Annotated in this window: 19 protein-coding genes and 1 riboswitch; of the genes, 14 read left to right on the top strand and 5 right to left on the bottom strand. The window is 41.2% G+C overall.

What is annotated here, in order from left to right:
• Nucleotides 1-1,283: autotransporter outer membrane beta-barrel domain-containing protein (locus tag C3007_RS11525; RefSeq protein ID WP_165779945.1), on the top strand; the 1,283-nt coding region annotated here is incomplete at its 5' end.
• An 82-nt stretch (nucleotides 1,284-1,365) separates the two neighbouring features.
• Here the strand turns inward: C3007_RS11525 and thiE are convergent.
• From thiE to thiM, 3 genes are read right to left on the bottom strand one after another with little or no spacing between them, the layout of a single operon-like run.
• Nucleotides 1,366-2,028 (bottom strand): thiamine phosphate synthase, encoded by a 663-nt coding sequence (gene thiE, locus C3007_RS03175; protein ID WP_103853060.1) that lies wholly within the window; start codon nucleotides 2,026-2,028, stop codon nucleotides 1,366-1,368.
• Complete coding sequence (gene thiD / locus C3007_RS03170) at nucleotides 2,021-2,839, bottom strand: bifunctional hydroxymethylpyrimidine kinase/phosphomethylpyrimidine kinase (RefSeq protein WP_103853059.1); 819 nt, start codon at nucleotides 2,837-2,839, stop codon at nucleotides 2,021-2,023. The genes thiE and thiD overlap by 8 nt, the downstream gene beginning before the upstream one ends.
• 9 nt (nucleotides 2,840-2,848) lie before the next feature.
• The gene (thiM, locus tag C3007_RS03165) at nucleotides 2,849-3,649 is read right to left on the bottom strand and encodes a hydroxyethylthiazole kinase (RefSeq protein ID WP_103853058.1); all 801 of its coding nucleotides are present in this window, start codon (nucleotides 3,647-3,649) and stop codon (nucleotides 2,849-2,851) included.
• Nucleotides 3,650-3,825: 176 nt separating this feature from the next.
• A riboswitch (TPP riboswitch) is annotated at nucleotides 3,826-3,920 on the bottom strand.
• Between the two features lie 275 nt (nucleotides 3,921-4,195).
• On the opposite strand from thiM, the gene C3007_RS03160 reads away from it, so the two are divergent.
• The 7 genes from C3007_RS03160 to uvrC all read left to right on the top strand — a co-directional run bounded on the left by C3007_RS03160 (nucleotide 4,196) and on the right by uvrC (nucleotide 13,150).
• A complete protein-coding gene (locus tag C3007_RS03160) occupies nucleotides 4,196-4,714 on the top strand; it encodes an REP-associated tyrosine transposase (RefSeq protein ID WP_423716507.1) in 519 nt (172 codons plus the stop codon).
• A gap of 161 nt (nucleotides 4,715-4,875) precedes the next feature.
• Entirely contained in the window at nucleotides 4,876-7,320 is a 2,445-nt protein-coding gene (locus C3007_RS03155) for a DNA internalization-related competence protein ComEC/Rec2 (RefSeq protein ID WP_103853057.1), read from the top strand.
• Between the two features lie 60 nt (nucleotides 7,321-7,380).
• Nucleotides 7,381-9,129, top strand: a complete 1,749-nt coding sequence (msbA, locus tag C3007_RS03150; RefSeq protein ID WP_103853056.1) for a lipid A ABC transporter ATP-binding protein/permease MsbA — start codon at nucleotides 7,381-7,383, stop codon at nucleotides 9,127-9,129.
• A gap of 60 nt (nucleotides 9,130-9,189) precedes the next feature.
• Nucleotides 9,190-10,200: a tetraacyldisaccharide 4'-kinase gene (gene lpxK, locus C3007_RS03145; RefSeq protein WP_103853055.1), complete on the top strand. Its 1,011-nt coding sequence runs from the start codon at nucleotides 9,190-9,192 to the stop codon at nucleotides 10,198-10,200.
• A gap of 70 nt (nucleotides 10,201-10,270) precedes the next feature.
• On the top strand, nucleotides 10,271-10,480 hold the full coding sequence (locus C3007_RS03140) for a Trm112 family protein (RefSeq protein WP_103853054.1): 210 nt from the start codon (nucleotides 10,271-10,273) through the stop codon (nucleotides 10,478-10,480).
• Entirely contained in the window at nucleotides 10,480-11,247 is a 768-nt protein-coding gene (gene kdsB / locus C3007_RS03135) for a 3-deoxy-manno-octulosonate cytidylyltransferase (protein ID WP_103853053.1), read from the top strand. The genes C3007_RS03140 and kdsB overlap by 1 nt, the downstream gene beginning before the upstream one ends.
• 70 nt (nucleotides 11,248-11,317) lie before the next feature.
• Nucleotides 11,318-13,150, top strand: a complete 1,833-nt coding sequence (gene uvrC, locus C3007_RS03130; RefSeq protein ID WP_103853052.1) for an excinuclease ABC subunit UvrC — start codon at nucleotides 11,318-11,320, stop codon at nucleotides 13,148-13,150.
• Between the two features lie 90 nt (nucleotides 13,151-13,240).
• Here uvrC and C3007_RS03125 read toward each other — a convergent pair whose 3' ends face one another.
• Nucleotides 13,241-13,654, bottom strand: a complete 414-nt coding sequence (locus C3007_RS03125; protein WP_103853051.1) for a helix-turn-helix domain-containing protein — start codon at nucleotides 13,652-13,654, stop codon at nucleotides 13,241-13,243.
• A gap of 206 nt (nucleotides 13,655-13,860) precedes the next feature.
• Here C3007_RS03125 and C3007_RS03120 point away from each other — a divergent pair, with 206 nt between their 5' ends.
• Nucleotides 13,861-14,847 (top strand): DarT ssDNA thymidine ADP-ribosyltransferase family protein, encoded by a 987-nt coding sequence (locus tag C3007_RS03120; RefSeq protein WP_103853050.1) that lies wholly within the window; start codon nucleotides 13,861-13,863, stop codon nucleotides 14,845-14,847.
• Between the two features lie 11 nt (nucleotides 14,848-14,858).
• On the top strand, nucleotides 14,859-15,572 hold the full coding sequence (locus C3007_RS03115; protein WP_103853049.1) for a DarT1-associated NADAR antitoxin family protein: 714 nt from the start codon (nucleotides 14,859-14,861) through the stop codon (nucleotides 15,570-15,572).
• Nucleotides 15,573-16,011: 439 nt separating this feature from the next.
• On the opposite strand, the gene argS is transcribed toward C3007_RS03115, so the two are convergent.
• Nucleotides 16,012-17,745 (bottom strand): arginine--tRNA ligase, encoded by a 1,734-nt coding sequence (gene argS, locus C3007_RS03105; RefSeq protein ID WP_103853048.1) that lies wholly within the window; start codon nucleotides 17,743-17,745, stop codon nucleotides 16,012-16,014.
• Between the two features lie 88 nt (nucleotides 17,746-17,833).
• Between argS and C3007_RS03100 the strand changes: the two genes are divergently transcribed.
• The 4 genes from C3007_RS03100 (at nucleotide 17,834) to C3007_RS03085 (ending at nucleotide 20,802) form a co-directional block, all read left to right on the top strand.
• Nucleotides 17,834-18,409: a VOC family protein gene (locus C3007_RS03100; RefSeq protein WP_103853047.1), complete on the top strand. Its 576-nt coding sequence runs from the start codon at nucleotides 17,834-17,836 to the stop codon at nucleotides 18,407-18,409.
• A 42-nt stretch (nucleotides 18,410-18,451) separates the two neighbouring features.
• On the top strand, nucleotides 18,452-18,913 hold the full coding sequence (locus C3007_RS03095) for an outer membrane lipoprotein (RefSeq protein ID WP_103853046.1): 462 nt from the start codon (nucleotides 18,452-18,454) through the stop codon (nucleotides 18,911-18,913).
• A 183-nt stretch (nucleotides 18,914-19,096) separates the two neighbouring features.
• Complete coding sequence (locus C3007_RS03090) at nucleotides 19,097-19,825, top strand: DUF969 domain-containing protein (RefSeq protein WP_103853045.1); 729 nt, start codon at nucleotides 19,097-19,099, stop codon at nucleotides 19,823-19,825.
• Complete coding sequence (locus C3007_RS03085) at nucleotides 19,822-20,802, top strand: DUF979 domain-containing protein (protein ID WP_103853044.1); 981 nt, start codon at nucleotides 19,822-19,824, stop codon at nucleotides 20,800-20,802. The genes C3007_RS03090 and C3007_RS03085 overlap by 4 nt, the downstream gene beginning before the upstream one ends.
• Nucleotides 20,803-20,807: the final 5 nt, after the last annotated feature.

Below are 20,807 nucleotides of genomic sequence, written 5' to 3'. Positions count from 1 at the left end.
AAGAAGAGCGTAAAGCCACAGAAGAACAAGCGCGCCGTGAAGTGGAAGCAAAACGCTTAGAAGAAGAACGCAAAGCCGCGGAAGAACAAGCACGCCGTGAAGCGGAAGCCAAACGTTTAGAAGAAGAGCGTAAAGCCGCGGAAGAGCAAGCGCGCCGTGAAGCGGAAGCAAAACGTTTGGAAGAAGAGCGTAAAGCCGCGGAAGAGCAAGCCCGTCGTGAAGCGGAAGCAAAACGCTTAGAGGAAGAGCGTAAAGCCGCGGAAGAGCAAGCACGCCGTGAAGCGGAAGCAAAACGCTTGGAAGAAGAGCGTAAAGCCGCGGAAGAACAAGCGCGCCGTGAAGCGGAAGCAAAACGCTTAGAAGAAGAGCGTAAGAAAGCTGAACTAGATCGCTTGAAACAGGCACAACTTGTTAGTGGTGTATCAAATACCGCATTGTCGGAACTTTCTGCACAAGGAAATGCAATATTACGCAGCGATCAACATTTAAACCAACGTTTGTTGCAAGAAGGTGGCGAGCAAACTCAAGTATGGACGAATGTCGATTATCAAGAGGCTGATTATCAATCAGATAATTACCGCGTTTATAAACAGCATAGTAACTACACTGAATTAGGCGTAGAAAGTGCTGTAAATGAGCAAGGCATTAGTTTAGGCACGATAGTGTCGCAAACCCGCGGCAACATTGATTATGAGAATGCAAGCGGCAAGATGACTTATTCGCAAGCTACGGTTTATGCCAAAGTGCAAAGTGAGTCAGGTCTGTTTGTTGCGGCAGACATTGGTTATGGACGTTCTAATAATCTCATCACTTTAGATGAACAACGTGCCGCTTTTAAACGTAATATCGTTAGTTTCGGTGCAACATTAGGTAAGAAATGGGGGCTAGGATACCTCGATCTCAAAGCAATAGCTGGGGTACGCTATCATCACCTCACGGCTGCTGATTATGAGCTGAAAGGTCGTGCGGTTCATACTCGAGCTTTAGATTTTGTTAATTATCACGCTGGTGCAGAATTGTCCAAAACTTGGCAGTGGAACACGCTTTCTATTTCACCGAGTCTTGCCCTTTATTATTTTGATGCGAGCCGTAAAACATTTAACAATGCGGTTACTGTGAATAACAACGGTTTACAGCAACAGTTTAATCGTGGCTGGCAGTATCAAGCAGGACTCAATTTGAATATGGGGGCTTGGTCAGTGGGGACAACCTTCTCTTATGAGAATGGTGATGAATCTTCTCACAGCCGCCAATTTGGTTTAAAAGTGGGTTATCGTTTTTAAGTTTGATAATTAAGCAAAATAAAAGGCATTCAATCTTGGTTGAATGCCTTTTTTTGCTATTCGCTTTTCGTTAAGTGCGGTGTTATTTTGCCAAAATTTTTTGTACCGTAGCGGCGACATCTTCTGCTTGCATAATGGTGGAAATCACTGCAACACCGTCTGCACCGGCTTGTAAAAGGGCTGGAACGTGTTCGGTTCTAATTCCGCCAATGGCGACCAAAGGCTTATTGATGCCTTGTTCACGCAAAAATTGCACAAAGTTGATCCCCACATCTGGCGCAGCGTCCGCCTTGGAAAACGTCGGGAAAATCGGGCCGCAACCATAATAATCCACGCCATTGAAAGCATTATGTTGCTGCGCTTGCTGCAAGGTATTTACGGATAAACCAATGAGCATTTTGCCTTGAATTTGTTGAGCGAGTTTATCTACGGCAAAATCTTTTTGCCCAACGTGAATGCCGTCTGCGTGCAATTTTTCTGCGAGTTGAACATCATTATTCATAATAAAAGGCACATTATATTGTTGGCATAAATCTTGGCATTGGCGGGCAAGTTGTTCAATTTTTTGCGGATCTTGCAAAGAAAATTGCCCTTTTTCACGAAACTGATAACAGGTTATCCCCGCTTTTAGCGCTTGTTCTAAACGTGTTAATAAGGTTTGTTGTGGGTTATTGGCATAGTCGGGCAGATGACGGCAATCTTGTGTACCCGCCACTAAATAACAGCGTAAAATTGATTTATCCATTTTTTTGCTCCTGTGAATACGCCCAGTGATTGGTTGGGCCGTGTCCGTGTCCGATATTTAAAGGGTGCGTGATGGCGCTGGTAATAAAGGCTTTGGCAGTTTTGCAGGCTTGCTCCAACGGTTGCCCTTTGGCAAGTTCAGCGGTTAAGCAAGCGGAAAAAGTGCAGCCTGTGCCGTGGGTATGCGGCGTGTTAAAACGTGGGCTTTCCAAGACAAAAGATTCTGTCGGCGTGAAAATAAAATCTTGGCATACCGCACTTTTGCTATTTTGCTGATGGCCACCTTTTATAATTACGGTTTTTGCGCCCATTTGTTGTAAACGTTCAGCAATTTGCGCAATACTGTGCTGATCTTCAACTTTTAATCCTGTTAAGGCTTCTGCTTCAGGCAGATTTGGCGTTAGCACATCGGCCAAAGGCAATAGTTGTTCACGCATCGCTTGAATTGCCGATTGTTCCAATAAACTTGCGCCCCCTTTGGCGATCATCACAGGATCGATAACCACATTCGCAAATGGGTGCTGACGCAAAAAAGCGGCCACGGTTTGGATAATTTCAGCCGTGCCGAGCATACCAATTTTTACCGCATTGGGCGTGAAATCTTCCACAATCGCCTTGAGTTGCGCTTCAATGGTGCTAAGGGGGATTAAATGAATATCCGTTACGCCTAAGGTGTTTTGTGCAGTAACGGCAGTAATTACGCTCATTCCAAATACATTACGCATTTGAAAGGTTTTCAGATCGGCTTGAATACCCGCACCACCGCCACTATCTGATCCAGCAATGGTTAGTGCTTGTGCAATATGAGTCATTGTTGCTCCTTATTCTTCTATGTGAACCTGTGCGAATTGTGCCACTTGTTGATCATTGAGTTCACCAAGTTGATCTAAAAGTGCGGTGTAAAACTGCCCATATTTTGTGCTTCCTAAGTCTTTCGCAGCCAGTTGCCCTGCCACCGCATAGGCCGCACTGGCTTGCACTACCACATTAAAAGGTTGGCTTGGAGCGACCGCTAAAAAAGCCCCTAACACCGCGCCAAGCAAACAACCTGAGCCCGTGATTTTAGGAAACATTGGCGTGCTGTTATCAATGGTCGCCACTTGCACGCCATCGCTGATATAATCTACCGCACCGCTCACTGCCACAACACATTGATGACGTTGCGCGGCCAGTTTGGCAATTTGTGCCACATCGCCTTCACCTTGCCCTGCGTCCACACCTTTCGCCGCCCAATTCACCCCTGCTAACTGGGCAATTTCCCCGGCATTGCCACGAATGGCGGTGAATTTTACTTTATTCAGTAATTCAGCCACCACGTCCTTGCGGTATTGCGTTGCCCCCACGCCCACAGGATCAAGCACCACAGGAATGCCCGCTTTATTCGCCGCTTTGCCAGCCGCCAACATTGCTTTCACTTTGAAAGGATCGAGCGTGCCAATGTTAATCACCAAGGCAGTGCTAAATTGGGCAAGATCCGCCATTTCTTCTTCGGCATCTGCCATAATCGGCGATGCGCCCAAGGCTAACAACCCATTCGCTACATAGTTTGCCACCACAATGTTGGTGATGTTGTGGATTAAAGGATTGGTTTGGCGAATTTTCGTGATTAAATTAAAGTCCATTTTTTTCTCCTATGCATAAAAATTAAGCGTAAAAAAAGCCCAATCGCATTTGCCTTTATAATGAAAAATCATCTATAAAATCAATGTGATAGGGAATGATGTCGCGGAATGACGATTTGAAAATAGAAAAGGGAAGTATAAAGTGCGGTCAAAAATAGACAGATTTTTTACAACAAGCGTTTTCATAATAAGTTTCCTACGTCAGTGCTAACTGGATCAGGTTCAACGGGTATCATCTCAGCTACACAAAGCAGCACCCCGACTATTAATGGCTTCACTCTACAAAGAAATAGACAGAAACACAATCTCACCACTCAGAATTTCCGCATTTTACGTAAAGTATTTTTTCGTTTTGCGAGCAAGATCGCAAAAATTGTTTAACAAGATTGCGAAAGTGCGGTGCTTTTTTCATCATATTTTTATTTGTAGTGGTAGGCGTAGTGGGCGTAGGAGGGTGGGCTTTAGCCCACCATTTTTTATCAGGGTTGGCAATGGCCAAGGTTATTCAATCCCAAATGGTGGGCTAAAGCCCACCCTACGTTTCTTATGAGAGGGGCAGAAATAATGCCAAATTATCGGAGAGATTTTACAAAAGGCGCGTGTTATTTTTTTACATTGACATTGCAAGATCGTACAAAATGTTACCTTACTCAGCATATAGAAAAATTACGGCAAGCCTATCAAGAGACAGTGAGAAGATATCCCTTTGAAACCATCGCAATTTGTGTGTTACCTGATCATCTGCATTTCATAATGCAATTACCACAGGATGATGATAATTATTCTAAGCGTATTGCTTTTTTTAAAACGGTATTTACGAAATTATTACCAAAGGCGTATCGTAATGAGAACCAAAGTAGAATAAAAAAGCGAGAAGCTGGAATATGGCAAAGACGATTTTGGGAGCATCGTATCCGTGATGAACGAGATTTGAACAATCATTTAGACTATATCTATTTCAATCCTGTTAAACACGGTTATGTTAATGCCCCCAAAGATTGGCCGTTTTCCTCATTTCGAAGAGATGTTGAAAGAGGATTTTTTCCATTGAATTGGGGGAGTTAATCAAAGGTTTAATCAGATTAAGCGTAGGGTGGGCTTTAGCCCACCGTTTTTATCAAAGTAGGCAATGCCAAGGTTATTCAATCCTAAGTGGTGGGCTGAAGCCCACCCTACGATTTACAACGATTTTTGTTTATAAAGGTAATTTTTAATCTTATATAAAAATGAAATTTTCGCTTAAATTAGATGTGATTCTATGGCTGATTATTGGCGCAGGCTTGAGTTTGCTTTATGTGCCGAAAGCCTTATTGCTTAGTGTTGAATTAATGCTTTGCACTGTGGGAATTGGGATCTTAGCTGTTTTGACAGCCTATCTTTTAGCCTATTATAAAATCGCAAAAGGGCTGGTTTACGGCGTGATTTTTGTATTGAGCTTGGGCTATTTTCATCATCAAGCTCAGCAAATTTTGAGCCAAGCAGAGCAGAGCGCCAGTTTAAACAAGATCAGCATTCCAATTAAGATTGAGAAAATCTTACATCAGCAAGATTATCAAACTGTGATTGCCACTGGGAAATTGGCAGAAAATTTGCCTAGCCAGCGAATATATTTGCAATGGCAAAACTCAGAGAAAAATTTGGGAAATAAGGCAGCAGAGCAAATTAAAGTGGGGCAAATTTGGCAGGCGGAATTATTGCTCAAACCCTTATCAAGCCGTTTAAATCAAGGGGGCTTTGATCGGCAAAAATGGTATTTCTCACAAGGTATCACGGCCTATGGCAGAGTAAAAAGTGCGGTGCAAATTTCGCAAGATTTTGCGTGGCGAGAGCGATTATTGCAAGCCAGTTTTCAGCAGACCCAAGGCTTACCGATGCAAGGCTTATTGTTGGCGCTGGGCTTTGGCGAACGGGCGTGGCTTAATGCTGAACACTGGCAAATTTATCAGAAAACCAACACGGCACATTTAATTGCCATTTCTGGCTTGCATATTGGTTTGGCAATGTTGCTTGGCTTTGCTATTGCAAGAGCAGCACAGTTTTTCTTGCCCACGCATCGAATAGGGGCGATTTTGCCATTATTGTGCGGTGCTTTTATTGCTTTAATTTATGTTCAGCTGGCTGGCTTTTCCATTCCCACCTTAAGGGCGTTACTTGCTTTGGGATTGCTGTGTTTGATTCGAGTGTTACGCTGTTATTATACGCCTTGGCAATATTTTCAATGTGTGGTGGCATTGCTCATTTTATGGGATCCGCTGATGTTACTTTCCGTTAGTTTTTGGCTTTCCGCAGGGGCGGTGGCAAGCCTGATTCTGTGGTATCAACTTGTGCCGTTGGATTTAATCCAAGGGCAAATTTATCCCATTAAAAATCAGTGGGCGAAAAAAATCCTACGCTGGATTTTTTCCTTGTTTCATCTACAACTCGGTTTGTTATGTTTATTTACCCCAATTCAGCTTTATTTTTTTCACGGAACGTCCTTGTCGGGAATGATGGCGAACCTTTTAGCTGTGCCAGTGTTTAGTTTATGTCTTGTGCCAATGGTGCTGTTTGCAGTGTTGAGCCAAGGGGCGTTTAATTCGTGGCAAGGGGCGAATTATTTAGCAGAAAAAATCACGACGTTGCTCAATCAATGGCAAGGGAATTGGATCGATTTGTCAGAAAATCAATCGCAATGGATCGTCATTTTGTTGCTCATTTTGGGGCTGGGGTATGTGTTTTATTTGCAAAAATTTTCGCAAAAATTGCCACAAAAAGTGGCAAAAAATCCGATCTTAGCAGGGAAAAAGACAATCTCACTCAATGCAGAAAAATTGCCCAGTCCGTTATTCTTACAAAGAATGAAGCCTATTTTTGCAGGGTTACTTGGAATAATGCTGATGAATTTGGCGTGGCAAGAGATAAACGCCCCTAAATGGCGATTAGAAACCTTAGATGTAGGGCAGGGCTTGGCAACATTATTGGTGAAAAATCAGCGTGGCATTTTATATGATACGGGGGCAGCGTGGCGTGGGGGAAGTATGGCGGAGCTAGAGATTTTGCCTTATTTGCAACGGCAGGGGATTGTGCTAGATAAGCTGATTTTGAGCCACGATGATAATGATCATTCAGGGGGCGCTAGTGCGATTTTACAGGCGTTCCCACAGGCTGAATTGATCACACCGTCAGAAAAAAATCACGCAAAAAAACACCGCACTTTTTGTCTTCAGGGACAACAATGGCAATGGCAAGGATTACGCATTACCGCGCTTTCCCCACAAAAGATCCGCAAGCGTGCAGAAAATCCAGATTCTTGCGTGTTGTTGATTGATGATGGCAATCGAAAGGTGCTTTTAACTGGTGATGCTGATAGCCAAACAGAGCGGCAATTTGCTGATTTAGCTGGAAAAATAGAGATATTGCAAGTGGGGCATCACGGCAGTAAAACCTCTAGCAGTGAATATTTGCTTAAAACAACGCAGCCTAAGATCGCATTGATTTCGAGTAGCCGTGGTAATCCTTGGCATTTCCCCCATTCCGTGGTGTTGGAACGCCTAAAGGCGCAACAAAGTGCGGTCTATAATACGGCAGATTTTGGGCAGATCAGCCTGTTATTTTTCCCCGAACAGATAAAAATTTATACCGCAAGATCGGAGTTTTCCCCTTGGTATCGGGGATTAAGTATCGGGGATTAATTGGCTTGTCGGCAAAATAAGGGTAAAATGGCGAAGTTTTTTAACTGAAATGAATCAATTATGCAAGATAAAGACTTAACAACGCTGCAAACTTTCAAACGCTTATGGCCGATTATTGCGCCTTTTAAAGCTGGCTTAATTGCCGCAGCAATTACCTTAGTATTCAATGCCTTAGCAGATGCTTCTCTTATTCAAATGCTTAAACCGTTGCTTGATGACGGTTTTGGCAAGGCGGACGTGAGCTTTTTGCGCATAATGGCTGTGGTGGTGGTGCTGTTGATTATTGTGCGTGGCGTAACAAGTTTTGTTTCAACTTATTGTTTAGGCTGGGTGTCAGGCAAAGTGGTGATGACCATTCGCCGCCGTTTATTCAAGCATTTAATGTATATGCCCGTGCCGTTTTTTGATCAAAACTCCGCAGGCAAATTGCTTTCGCGTATTACTTACGATAGCGAACAAGTAGCCAATTCTTCATCGGGATCCTTGGTGACCATTGTGCGTGAAGGGGCGTATATTATCTCTTTACTTGGTGTGATGATTTATACCAGTTGGCAGCTTTCTTTGGTGCTTTTCGTGATTGGGCCGATTATTGCGGTGCTGATTCGTATGGTATCGAAAAAATTCCGTGAGTTAGGTAAAAATATGCAAAACTCAATGGGTGAGCTGACCTCTTCCGCAGAACAAATGCTGAAAGGGCATCGCGTGGTACTTTCTTTTGGTGGACAAAAAATTGAAGAAGAACGCTTTAATAAAGTGAGTAATGATATGCGCCGCAAGGGAATGAAAGTGATGGTGGCAGATGCCATTTCTGATCCTGTGGTGCAAATTATTGCGTCTTTCGCCTTGTCGGCGGTGTTGTATTTGGCAACCGTGCCAGAAATTATGAGCCAAAACCTAACGGCAGGCTCTTTCACGGTGGTGTTTTCTTCAATGTTGGCAATGATGCGACCATTGAAGTCTTTAACGAATGTGAATGCGCAATTCCAGCGTGGTATGGCAGCGTGCCAAACCCTGTTTGCTATTTTGGATATGGCAACCGAGAAAGACAACGGCACTTATGAAGTGGAAAAAGCCAAAGGAAATATTTCTTTCAAAGATGTTACGTTTAGCTATTCAGGCAAAGAGCACCCTGCGTTAAATCATATTTCCTTTGACATTCCGCAAGGCAAAACCGTGGCGTTGGTGGGGCGTTCAGGTTCAGGAAAATCGACCATCGCTAATTTGGTTACGCGTTTTTATGAGATTGAACAAGGGGAAATCACCCTTGATGGCGTGAATATTCAAGATTATACGCTGAATAATCTGCGTGAAAACTGCGCGGTGGTATCACAGCAAGTGCATTTATTTAATGACACCATTGCCAATAATATTGCCTATGCTGCGGCGGATAAATATAGCCGTGAAGATATTATTAAAGCGGCTAAAGCGGCGCACGCAATGGAATTTATTGAAAAATTAGAAGATGGCTTGGACACCGTGATTGGCGAAAACGGCGCAAGTTTATCAGGCGGACAACGTCAGCGCTTGGCGATTGCTCGTGCCTTGTTGCGTAATTCCCCTGTATTGATTTTAGATGAAGCGACCTCTGCGTTGGATACAGAATCTGAACGTGCAATTCAAGCGGCGCTTGAAGAATTGCAAAAAGAGCGCACGGTTTTAGTGATTGCCCACCGTTTATCAACCATTGAAAAAGCCGATGAAATTTTGGTGATTGAACACGGTGAAATTAAAGAACGTGGCACGCATCAAGAGTTGCTGGCATTAAATGGCGCTTACAAACAGCTACATCAAATGCAATTTAATCATTAATCTTATGTTGGTGTACGAATTTTCAGCGTACACCAATCTATCCATTTTGATGAGGTGATAATGAATTTTTGGTATCAATCCAACCTTTTGGCAAAGGCGCTGAAGTGGTTATTATCACCTTTCGCCCTATTATTTTTACTCATCACCCGCCTGCGCACGTGGCTATATCAGCGCGGCATTTTGGCTTCTTACAAAGCACCTGTGCCTGTGGTGATCGTAGGCAATTTATCCGTGGGTGGAAACGGCAAAACCCCTGTGGTCATCTGGCTAGTGCAACAATTACAGCAACGAGGCATTCAAGTTGGCGTGATTTCGCGCGGTTATGGGAGCAAAGCAAAAAGTTATCCCCGTTTGGTGGCAAGCCACGATGATCCTGTGGAAACAGGCGATGAACCCTTATTAATTGCCAAACGCACTAATGCCCCTGTGTGTATTTCACCAAATCGTCAGCAGGCGATAGAACATTTACTCGCGCACTTTCCTTGCCAAGTAATTATTAGCGATGACGGCTTACAGCATTATAAATTGCAACGCGATAAAGAAATTGTGGTGCTTGATGCGCAGCGCCAATTTGGTAATGGTTTTGTGTTGCCCGCAGGGCTACTGCGCGAGCCAATTTGCCGTTTAAAATCTGTCGATTGGATTATCAATAACGGCGCAGAAACACCTTTTAGCCAAACGGTAATGACATTAACACCGCAGGTTGCCATTCATTTGCAAACGGGGGAAAAACGTCCTTTGCAGGATTTTGCCCAACAAAACATCACCGCCATTGCAGGCATTGGCAACCCACAGCGTTTTTTCTCAATGTTGCAAAAGTTGGCGATCAATGTAGTGGAAAGCCAAGCCTTTCAAGATCATCAGGCTTATGATCTAGTGCTATTTGAAAAATTTGATAAAAACCAACCGCTCTTTATGACCGAAAAAGATGCGGTTAAATGCCAAGATTTTGCTCAATCCAATTGGTGGTATGTGCCTGTTGAAGCAGAAATTAATGATGAACAAAGTGAACAATTTATTGCCGCGTTGATCCAGCAAGTAAAAACTGCGCCAAAAAGCACCGCACTTTAATTTATCTGTTTTATGCACCGCCTGATGAAGCGGTTAACATAGCCTTCTGAAAAGAAGTGGAGAAACCTTAATGAACGAAAAACTACTCGATATTCTCGCTTGCCCGATTTGTCAAGGGCGTTTGAAATATGACAAAGAAAATGAACAGCTGATTTGCACCTTTGAACAACTGGCTTATCCCATTGAGCAGGGTATTCCTGTGTTGTTAGCGGAGCGTGCAATTGCCTTGCAATCAGAAAACGAGAAACAAGAAAAAGCGCAACAAGAAGGAGCAGAATAATGGCAAAATTCACGGTAATTATCCCTGCACGCTTTGCTTCAAGTCGCTTACCTGGTAAGCCTTTGGCGGATATTGCAGGCAAACCAATGATCGCCCACGTTTGGCAAAAAGCACAGGAATCAGGAGCGAGCCGTGTGGTGGTAGCAACGGATAACCAAGCTGTGGCGCAAGCTGTGCAAGCCTTTGGCGGCGAAGTTTGTATGACGTCAGAACATCACAATTCAGGCACGGAGCGCTTGGCGGAAGTGGTGGAGAAGTTAGCCCTTGCCGATGATGAAATTGTAGTGAATATTCAAGGTGATGAGCCGTTAATTCCCCCTGTGATCGTGCAGCAAGTGGCGGATAATTTAGCAAAAAATGGTGTGAAAATGGCGACCCTTGCTGTCCCATTGAATGATGCGGAAGAATTATTTAACCCTAATGTGGTGAAAGCTGTGGCGGATAAATCGGGCAATGTCTTATATTTTTCCCGTGCGCCGATCCCTTGGAATCGCGACCAGTTTGCCGGCTTATCTGATGAACAAAAAACGCAACTTGTGCTACAAAGCCAGTATTTACGCCACATTGGCATTTATGCTTATCGTGCAGGCTTTATCAAGCAATATGTACAATGGCAACCTTCAGCGTTAGAAAATATCGAATCTTTAGAGCAACTTCGCGTGTTGTGGTATGGCGAAAAAATTCATATTGATCTTGCGAAAGAAGTGCCAGCGGTCGGCGTGGATACACCTGAAGATTTAGAAAAAGTGCGGGCGATTTTAGCGTAATTTTTCAATTTTATTCCTTGGGCGATTTTTCGCCCATTCTTTTTTATCAGCAGATCCTAATGTTTTTAAAATGACCTTTGATGCCAAAAAGTTTCTTACTAATGTAACTCACGATCCCGGTGTTTATCGTATGTATGACGATAAAGAACAGGTGATTTATGTGGGCAAAGCCAAAGATTTAAAAAAACGCTTATCCAGTTATTTTCGGGCGAATTTATCCAGTAAAAAAACGGAAGCCTTAGTCGCCAGTATTCATCGCATTGAAACCACCATCACATCAAGCGAAACGGAAGCCTTGCTGTTAGAGCATAATTATATTAAAACCTACCAGCCACGCTATAACGTGCTATTGCGTGATGACAAATCGTACCCCTATATTTTGCTCACCAAAGAACGCCACCCGAGAATCACTGCCTATCGGGGAAGCAAAAAAATTCAAGGTGAATATTTTGGCCCTTATCCTAATGCAGGAGCAGTGCGCGAAACTCTTTCTTTATTGCAAAAATTGTTCCCTGTACGGCAATGTGAAAATTCCGTTTATCGCAATCGCTCACGCCCTTGCTTGCAATATCAAATTGGACGCTGTTCTGCGCCTTGCGTGCCAGGCTATATTTCCGATGAAGATTACAATCAACAAGTGAATTTTGCGCGTCTTTTCTTGCAAGGCAAAGATCAGCAAGTGCTAGATCATCTTGTGGCAAAAATGGAGCAAGCGAGCCAAGCGTTGAATTTTGAAGAAGCGGCACGCATACGGGATCAAATCCAAGCGGTGCGCGCGGTGATCGAAAAACAATTTGTCAGCAATGATCGCCTCGATGATATTGATATTATCGCCATCGCCTACCAACTTGGCATTGCTTGCGTGCAGGTGCTGTTTATTCGACAAGGTAAGATTTTGGGCAACCGTAGTTATTTCCCGAAAGTGCCAGCCAATACGGATTTATCCGAGCTTACCGCCACGTTTGTAGGGCAATTTTATTTGCAAGCGCACCAAGGGCGAACCGTGCCGAACACCATTATTGTGGATCATAAATTGGCAGAAAAAGCTCAATTAGAAACCCTGCTCGCGGAACAAGCAGGGCGTAAAGTACAAATTCAAGACAGCGCCAAAGGGGATAAAAGTAAATATTTACAGCTTGCACAAATGAATGCGAAAGCCGCGCTGGTTACCCAACTGAAACAATCCACGCTGATCCACGAACGCTACCAAGCGTTGCAAGCGTTGCTCGGCATTGAAAAAATCCAACGAATGGAATGTTTTGACATCAGCCACACAATGGGCGAACAAACCATTGCGTCTTGTGTCGTGTTCAATCAAGATGGGCCGCTGAAATCTGATTATCGCCGTTTTAATATCACAGGCATTACTGGCGGCGATGATTATGCCGCAATGGAGCAAGCCTTATTGAAACGTTACGATAAAGATCTGGACGCAGAAAAAATTCCTGATGTGATTTTTATTGACGGCGGTAAAGGGCAGCTTAACCGCGCCTTGCAAGTGTTCGAGCAACTCAAGGTAAAATGGGACAAAAAACGACCGCACTTAATCGGCGTAGCAAAAGGTGTGGATCGCCGTGCAGGCTTGGAAACGCTCATCATCAGCAAGCAAGATCGCGAAATCAACTTGCCGCCAGACAGCCTTGCTTTGCACCTAATCCAACATATCCGTGATGAAAGCCATAACCACGCTATCAGCGGACACCGCAAAAAACGCCAAAAAGCCTTCACCCAAAGCGGATTAGAAACCATCGAAGGCGTTGGTGCAAAACGCCGCCAAGCTCTATTAAAATACCTTGGCGGAATGCAAGGCGTGAAAAAAGCCACCCTTGACGAAATCGCTTCCGTACCGGGCATCTCAAAAGCGTTAGCAGAAAAAATTTTTGAGGCGATGAAGGGGGAGTAGAATAACCCCAAGATCTGGTTGTTGATGCAAATTAAAAATAAAACTTGTATTAGTAGTAATTAATGCAAGTTTTATTTTTATAAATTAATTCTATTTTTTAAGCAAACTAATAATTTCATTCAAAGATTTAATTTCATTATCTTTTTGCTGTAAAAGCAAATCTTTTGAATGCAATAATTGTTGCTGATTTTCAATAATCAATTTTAATTTTTCTAATTCTAAAGTTAAAGCACTATCAGAAGAGTAATAATTAGCAACATTATTGTTATTAGAGCAGTTTTCACCAAAATACCACATTGGCATTCTTTTATCTAAATCAATTAAATCATTTACACTAATATTAAATATATTAGCAATTTGTTCTAACTTGTCATAATGCAATTTTGATTGCCCACGTTCTATTTTAGCGTAACCTGTTACTGACATTCCCATTCTATCAGCCATTTCTTCTTGCGACCATTGACGGATTTCTCGCATAACACGAACTTTATCATAGATTTCCATAGTTTAACCTTCCAAGTAAATTGTGATTAACTAAATTTTTCGCAGTATATCACTTTTTAAGCATGGGGGCTATGTTGTTTTTTGGTAAGACTTTGAGTTTTTTTAGTAACTAAATGAGTTAATTTTGTAACGGTTTGATTCTGGAATATTAACCAGTAAAAAATATAGAATCCTACCAATATTAAATATTAATTTGAGAGTATTCTATGTTAGAACTTAAAGAAGTAGAGTTAATAAAAGAAATTATTAAAAAAAGAAATATTAAATGGTTATGTCATTTTACCCCTAGAGAGAATCTAGAATTTATTAAAAGAGATGGATTACAACCTAGAAATCTCATAACTCATCATTATCAAGTTACAGATACTGGTCGTTTCGATCGTTTCAAAAATTCTATTTGTTTATCTATTAGTAAGCCTAATAAACGGATGTTTGATAGAAAAAAAGAAAGCGGGTTAGATCTATGTCTATTATTAATTAGCCCTGATGTTTTATTTGAAAAGGAATTTTTGTTTTATCCTCATAACGCAGCAACAGCAAGTTATAGATATATAGATATCAATGCGATAAGAGGTTCTCAAGCATTAGATAATTTATTTTCACCTTCTATTTCTTATCAGAAATCAAATTTACCTCCTCAAACTATTTCTCGATCTAATGATTTATTAGACAGCGAAACAACTTCAGATCAAGCAGAGGTCCAGTGTTTAGATGTTATTGAGCCTAAATATATAGAATATATTCTTGATGAAAATATTATTCCTTTAGAGTATAAAGATATACTAAACTATATAGAAAGCAGAAAGGAAAAAATCAGTGAGCTTTTAGGAGTAATTAGTTCTACTTCAAGATCAAAGGTACCTAACTATATAGATGATATTTCTAAAGAAGATAGTGATAGTAAAGCGTACAATAAAAACTCTAAAACATTTAGAAATAATAGTATGCCTGCTGTTAGAGGAATTTTAATGAAGTCTTATAATCGTGAGTTAAAACAGAATAAAGATAATGATATATTAATTAAAGAAAATGTTAAAAAAGAAGAAAATTATAAATATAATGTTAAAGAGAAAACAAAAATTGATGAATTACATAAATATAAAAAAGTAGACGTATCATCATCTTCTAGTGGTGATAACCTTTGTATTAGTATAATTATAATTATTATTATCTTGTCATTTTTAATTTTATAGAGGTTTTTAATATGAATAAAAAAAGTATCGGAAAATCAAAGCGTCCCATATTCATTCCAGATAGAGAAAATATTGGCGTAATAGAAAAAAATATTGAATTTGATTGGCATATGGGGATGAGCTCAGAAGTTAGAAGACGTTCTATACATAGCCTACATAATGAGGCGAAAAAATATGGCTATAAAAAAATATTAGAGGCTTCAAGTAAATCTGAACAAGAAATTGGTATTCAATTAAGTGCATTTTTTCTCAGAAATATCAAGGGATATCCTGTTGAAAATCTCTTCCAAAGTAGCAAGGTATTTGAAAATGGAGGGCCATACAGAGATTTGTTGACAGTTACACCAAGGGAAGCTAAAAAAGATCAAAGATTAAAAGAGAGTGGAAATCTCATTAATTTTACTTTTAATGGAAAAGATTACCCTCTTGAACCTAAAAGCTTATTTTATGATTGGCTATATCTTAATGTTTTATTTTCTGATAGAAATGTAGAGTTAAGGGATTCATTATTTGATCAAAAATTTGATGCTTTTACAGATATTGAATTTAATCCCGATAAGTCCTTTAGTTGCCAAGCGAGAACGTTAGCTTTATGCGTTTCTCTTTATGAAAATGAAAGCGTGAAAGATTTTATTCAAGATCCTATAGGTTTTTCAACAGAGTTTAAATTATACAGAGCAGGAAATTCTATTTCGGAAGAAAATAAGAACCTTACACTTTTTTAATTTTTACTATTAAAGATTTTATGTAAGTTTATAGTTCATTATAAAAGTGAGAGTTTTCCATTTTAAATGTGAGTTAGAAAATCAGTCTAAATTAAAAAAGAAGCTCTCATATTTTATAATTTAATTTGTAGAAATTATTTCTCTTCATTTTCTAATGTGTTAATAAGATTTTCATCAAAATCTAAAAATAATTCAAGAAAGTTTAAATCCGCTTTAGGTTTAAAAGGGCGTAAAATAACATCACCATTTTTACCTTGTAGAATCTCTATTGTATCCAGATCTAAACGAAAGCTTGAAGGAATTTGTACTGCTTGGCTATTTCCACTTTTAAATTGAGAATCAATTAATCCCCTGCAAAGAAGCTAGGAATTTCTTTAGCTATTTTGATTGGTCAAAAAATAAGGCTAACTGAAAAGTTAGCCTTTGTTGTTACAATAAATCACATCTTCTCAACAGTCTTAATCCCCAACAGATCCAACCCTTGTTTTAAGGTTTTCTCTGTGAGTAAGGCCAATTTTAAACGGCTGAGTTTAATGCTTTCATCTTCATTGTTAAGAATTGGGCAATGTTCGTAGAAACTTGAGAACACGCCAGCCAATTCATAAAGATAAGCGCAAAGAATATGTGGTGAGCCTTCTTTTGCCACTTGTTGGATTGCTTCTTCAAACTGGAGCAATTTAATGGCTAAAGCACGCTCTTTTTCATTGACTACTTTGATTGGTGCATCTGCAAGCTGTGCAGGGCTAATGCCGGCTTTGTTGAAAACGGAGCGGATACGCGTGTAAGCATATTGCATATAAGGCGCGGTGTTGCCTTCAAAGCTGAGCATATTATCCCAATCAAACACATAATCAGTGGTGCGGTTTTTGGATAAATCCGCATATTTCACTGAACCAATTCCCACCGCTTCCACTACGGCTGATTTTTCCTCAGGAGAAAGTGCGGTGCTTTTTTCGCTAATTAATTTATCCGCACGCTCAATGGCTTCATCAAGAAGATCGGCTAATTTTACTGTGCCACCACTACGGGTTTTGAACGGTTTACCGTCTTTACCAAGCATCATTCCAAAGTTTTTATGCTCTAATTGGAAGCTCTCTGGCACATAACCAGCTTTGCGGGTAATCAGCCACGCTTGTTGCATATGTTGGCTTTGACGAGTATCCGAGAACACCAATACGCGATCGGCTTTTAAGGTTTCATAACGATATTTGGCGGCGGCGATGTCTGTGGTGGTGTATAAAAATCCACCATCTTTTTTCTGCACGATCACGCCCATTGGATCGCCATCTTTGTTTTTAAATTCATCAAGATAAACCACCAATGCGCCGTCATCTTCCACGGCCAATCCTTGCGCTTTTAAATCTTCCACAATAGCAGGCAACATTGGGTTATACAGGCTTTCGCCCATCACATCTTTTTCTGTCAGAGTAACGTTTAGGCGATCGTAATTGCGTTGATTTTGTTGCATTGTAATATCAACCAATTTTTTCCACATTGCGCGACAGTATTCATCGCCACTTTGCAATTTCACCACATAACCACGGGCTTTTTCAGCAAAGGCTTCATCGTTGTCGTAATGTTCTTTCGCCGCACGGTAAAAGGCTTCTAAATTGCTTAATTCCATTTCACTGGCGTGTTCATTTTCCATTTTTTCTAAATAGGCGATAAGCATACCGAATTGCGTTCCCCAGTCGCCAACGTGATTCGCACGGATCACGTTATGCCCTAAAAATTCGAGGGTACGCACCACAGCATCACCAATAATGGTTGAACGCAAATGCCCAACGTGCATTTCTTTTGCCACATTAGGTGAAGAATAATCTGCCACGATGGTTTCTTTTTTGTCCGTGTGAATGCCAAGGTGATCGTCTTTTAATGCGGTTTGCACGTTATCCGCAAGCCAAGTTGGTGAAAGAAAAATATTAATAAAGCCGGGGCCTGCAATTTCAATTTTGTCGGCAATCGGGCTAAGATCAAGATGTTCTAGCACTTTTTGTGCAAATTCACGGGGATTTAAACCCAATTTTTTCGCCGCCGCCATAATGCCGTTAGCTTGATAATCGCCAAATTGTGGCTTGTTAGATTGGCGTACTAGGGCTTCGCATTGTTCATCTGCCCCTGCTTGGATCATCGCGTGCTTAATTTTGTCAGATAAAATGGATTGAATATTCACGGTTTATCCTTAATTTTTAATTGTGAAAATAAAATAATCCGCTATGATACCTTCTTTCTGAATTAAGACAAAGACAAAGCAAGAAAAAATGACAAGAGCGGTGCAAAATTTTTCATTTTTTGACAACCCTTTCTTTTCCTACGATGAATTTGCCAAATTTGAGCAGCATATTTTACAACTGGCGGAAAAAATGGCGTTGCCGTTGCAAGATTATGTGATTGATCATCTTGCGGTGCGTGTGAACAGCGAGCAATCCGCGCAACGCTGGCTCAGTGAGTTATTAAAGTGCGGTAAAATTTTAAGTAATAATTTAGTCAATGGGCGAAAAATTTATCTTATTCAATTAGATACGCCATTAACTTTTGCCAATCAGCAAGTACAGATCGTGGAATTGCCGTTCCCGAAAAATAAACAATATCCACAAGAAGGATGGGAGCATATTGAAGCGGTTATGCCTTTTTTGCCTAAGGAAACAGCAAATGCGTGGATTGAACGGATAAATTCACATTTTTTATGGAACAAAATGACAGATGTGCGCGTCAAAGTGAGTGAACCTAAGGTAGAGGGTGAAACGCTCCCAAATCCTTCAATTGCAGTGAGTGGTGATAACGCCGCGTGCATTAAGGTGCATCCTTATCATATTAAGACGATTGTGGCGTCTTGATAAGGGAATAAAGATAATTAGTTAAATAAAGGTGTATTTCTTATGAAAAAAATGAGTTTAGCATTAGCGATTTTAATGAGCTTGGGCTTAGCAGGTTGCGCAAATCAGGATATTTACAGCGGTGATGTGTATTCTGGCGGACAAGCAAAAGAAGCGCGTTCAATCAGCTATGGCACAATCGTTTCTGTAAGAGCGGTGAAAATTCAAGCGGAAAATGAAGGTGTGATCGGCACAGTTGGTGGTGGTGTGCTTGGTGGTATCGCAGGTTCTGGCATTGGCGGCGGCACAGGTCAAGCTATTGCAACGGCTGTAGGCGCAATCGCGGGTGCGGTAATTGGTAGCAAAGTAGAAGAAAAAGCAAGCCAAGTGAATGCACAAGAATTAGTGATCCGAAAAAATGATGGTAAGCAAATTGTTGTTGTACAAAAATACAACGAAAAATTTGTTCCGGGTGCAAAAGTTCAAATCGTAGGCGATTCAAAACTTAATGTATCGGTGATGTAATTTTTTCTTTTAACAAAGTGCGGTGATTTTTCACCGCATTTTTTATGCGCTAAAAATGTGATCTAGCTCTCTAATCTCGTCAAACGCTGTTTACAATTCATTAACACTTCCATATATTCTTTCAAGATGGTTGATTATTAACCGCATTCTGTTCTTTTTTCCTATGTTATGGAGGTCTGATTTATGGATAGCGCAACGCTACTTCCTTTGGTGGGCATTCCCATTGTTGTAATTGGGTTTGCCTTACGTTTTAATCCCCTACTTGTGGTGGTTGCGGCAGGTTTAGCTACAGGATTAATGGTGGGAATGGATTTTGGTTTGTTGCTAGAAACCTTCGGTGAGAAATTCATTAACAGCCGTTCTCTTGCCACATTTATCCTGATTTTGCCGGTTATTGGATTATTAGAATATTACGGCTTGAAAGAACGCGCTCAGGCTTGGGTGGCGAAAATGGCCAGTGTTACTTCAGCACGCATTTTGATGCTTTATTTTGTTATGCGTGAAGCTACCGCCGCATTAGGTTTGATGTCTTTAGGTGGACACGCACAAACTGTACGTCCTTTGCTTGCACCGATGACAGAAGGGGCAGCGGTCAATAAATATGGTGATTTACCACAGCATATTCGCGATAAAATCAAAGCTCATTCCGCCGCCTGCGACAATATTGCCGTATTCTTTGGAGAAGATATTTTTATCGCCTTTGGTGCGGTATTGCTGATTGATGCTTTCTTGAAAGAAAACGGTATCACCAACGTAGAACCATTACACATTGGATTATGGGCAATTCCAACAGCGATTGCTGCATTAGTGATTCATATGTTCCGCCTTGTACGCCTTGATGCGAGTATTCATCGCGATGTGTTGGCGTGGCAAGCCCAAACAGGTAAAGCAACAGAGGAGGCGAGCAAATGACCTTAATCAGCATTAATTCCGTTTATTATTTAATTGGCATTATTGTGATGATGCTCGTGGTAATGACCTTGCGTGATAAAGCAAATGCTAAACGATTTACCACCGCACTTTTCTGGTTCTTATTTGGCAGTATTTTCTTATTTAGTGATCTTATGATCGCCACCTTAGGAAAAGCGCTTACTTACCGTATTGTTGGTGCCGTTGTAATCGTTATTGCGCTATTGGCTGGACTTGGCTTAGTAGGCAAAGGCGAATACCCAATGGCAACTGATGCGCAACGTGAAGCTTCATCAAATAAATTGAAAAACTGGTTATTCTTACCTGCAGTACTCATTCCTGTGGTAACGGTGATCGGAACGATCTTCCTGAAAGGCGTATCCATCGGTGGCGTATTCTTGCTTGATCAAAAATATCTCACCCTTGCTGCATTATGCTTAGCTTGTATCACCGCGTTATTAGTCGGCTGGAAACTCACAGGCGGTTCACCATTGCAAGCGGTAAGCCAATCCAGACGTTTGGTGGACACCATTGGCTGGGCGGCAATTTTACCGCAAATGTTGGCAATGTTAGGCGGTGTATTTGTGGCAGCGAACACTGGGGAATCGGTGCAAAAAGTGGTGAGCTTGTTTATCGATCCAAATAATCGTTTCTTACTCGTTGCCACTTATTGCTTAGGAATGGCGCTCTTCACAATGATTATGGGTAACGCCTTTGCTGCTTTCCCAGTGCTGAGTGCGGGGATTGCCTTGCCGTTTTTAGTGACAATGCATAATGCTGATCCAGCACCGCTGTTTGCGATTGGTATGTATGCGGGTTATTGCGGTACATTAATGACCCCAATGGCAGCAAACTTTAATATCGTGCCTGCCGCATTGTTAGAATTAAAAGATAAATATCAAGTGATTAAAGTGCAGATTCCTTCTGCGGTATCCATTTTGATTGCCAATATTATTCTGATGTATTTCATTATTTTTTAGGGAGC

This window comes from Avibacterium gallinarum (assembly GCF_002921135.1).
GTDB lineage: Bacteria > Pseudomonadota > Gammaproteobacteria > Enterobacterales > Pasteurellaceae > Avibacterium > Avibacterium gallinarum.
The sequence above is the reverse complement of the archived record's forward strand: the minus strand, read 5'-3'. Positions and strand labels throughout refer to the sequence as shown.

Excerpts from the sequence above, each read along its gene's own strand:
- thiE (WP_103853060.1), bottom strand. The coding sequence starts at position 2,028 with ATGGATAAATCAATTTTACGCTGTTATTTAGTGGCGGGTACACAAGAT.
- thiD (WP_103853059.1), bottom strand. The coding sequence starts at position 2,839 with ATGACTCATATTGCACAAGCACTAACCATTGCTGGATCAGATAGTGGC.
- thiM (WP_103853058.1), bottom strand. The coding sequence starts at position 3,649 with ATGGACTTTAATTTAATCACGAAAATTCGCCAAACCAATCCTTTAATC.
- C3007_RS03160 (WP_423716507.1), top strand. The coding sequence starts at position 4,196 with ATGAGAGGGGCAGAAATAATGCCAAATTATCGGAGAGATTTTACAAAA.
- C3007_RS03155 (WP_103853057.1), top strand. The coding sequence starts at position 4,876 with ATGAAATTTTCGCTTAAATTAGATGTGATTCTATGGCTGATTATTGGC.
- msbA (WP_103853056.1), top strand. The coding sequence starts at position 7,381 with ATGCAAGATAAAGACTTAACAACGCTGCAAACTTTCAAACGCTTATGG.
- lpxK (WP_103853055.1), top strand. The coding sequence starts at position 9,190 with ATGAATTTTTGGTATCAATCCAACCTTTTGGCAAAGGCGCTGAAGTGG.
- C3007_RS03140 (WP_103853054.1), top strand. The coding sequence starts at position 10,271 with ATGAACGAAAAACTACTCGATATTCTCGCTTGCCCGATTTGTCAAGGG.
- kdsB (WP_103853053.1), top strand. The coding sequence starts at position 10,480 with ATGGCAAAATTCACGGTAATTATCCCTGCACGCTTTGCTTCAAGTCGC.
- uvrC (WP_103853052.1), top strand. The coding sequence starts at position 11,318 with ATGACCTTTGATGCCAAAAAGTTTCTTACTAATGTAACTCACGATCCC.
- C3007_RS03125 (WP_103853051.1), bottom strand. The coding sequence starts at position 13,654 with ATGGAAATCTATGATAAAGTTCGTGTTATGCGAGAAATCCGTCAATGG.
- C3007_RS03120 (WP_103853050.1), top strand. The coding sequence starts at position 13,861 with ATGTTAGAACTTAAAGAAGTAGAGTTAATAAAAGAAATTATTAAAAAA.
- C3007_RS03115 (WP_103853049.1), top strand. The coding sequence starts at position 14,859 with ATGAATAAAAAAAGTATCGGAAAATCAAAGCGTCCCATATTCATTCCA.
- C3007_RS03100 (WP_103853047.1), top strand. The coding sequence starts at position 17,834 with ATGACAAGAGCGGTGCAAAATTTTTCATTTTTTGACAACCCTTTCTTT.
- C3007_RS03095 (WP_103853046.1), top strand. The coding sequence starts at position 18,452 with ATGAAAAAAATGAGTTTAGCATTAGCGATTTTAATGAGCTTGGGCTTA.
- C3007_RS03090 (WP_103853045.1), top strand. The coding sequence starts at position 19,097 with ATGGATAGCGCAACGCTACTTCCTTTGGTGGGCATTCCCATTGTTGTA.
- C3007_RS03085 (WP_103853044.1), top strand. The coding sequence starts at position 19,822 with ATGACCTTAATCAGCATTAATTCCGTTTATTATTTAATTGGCATTATT.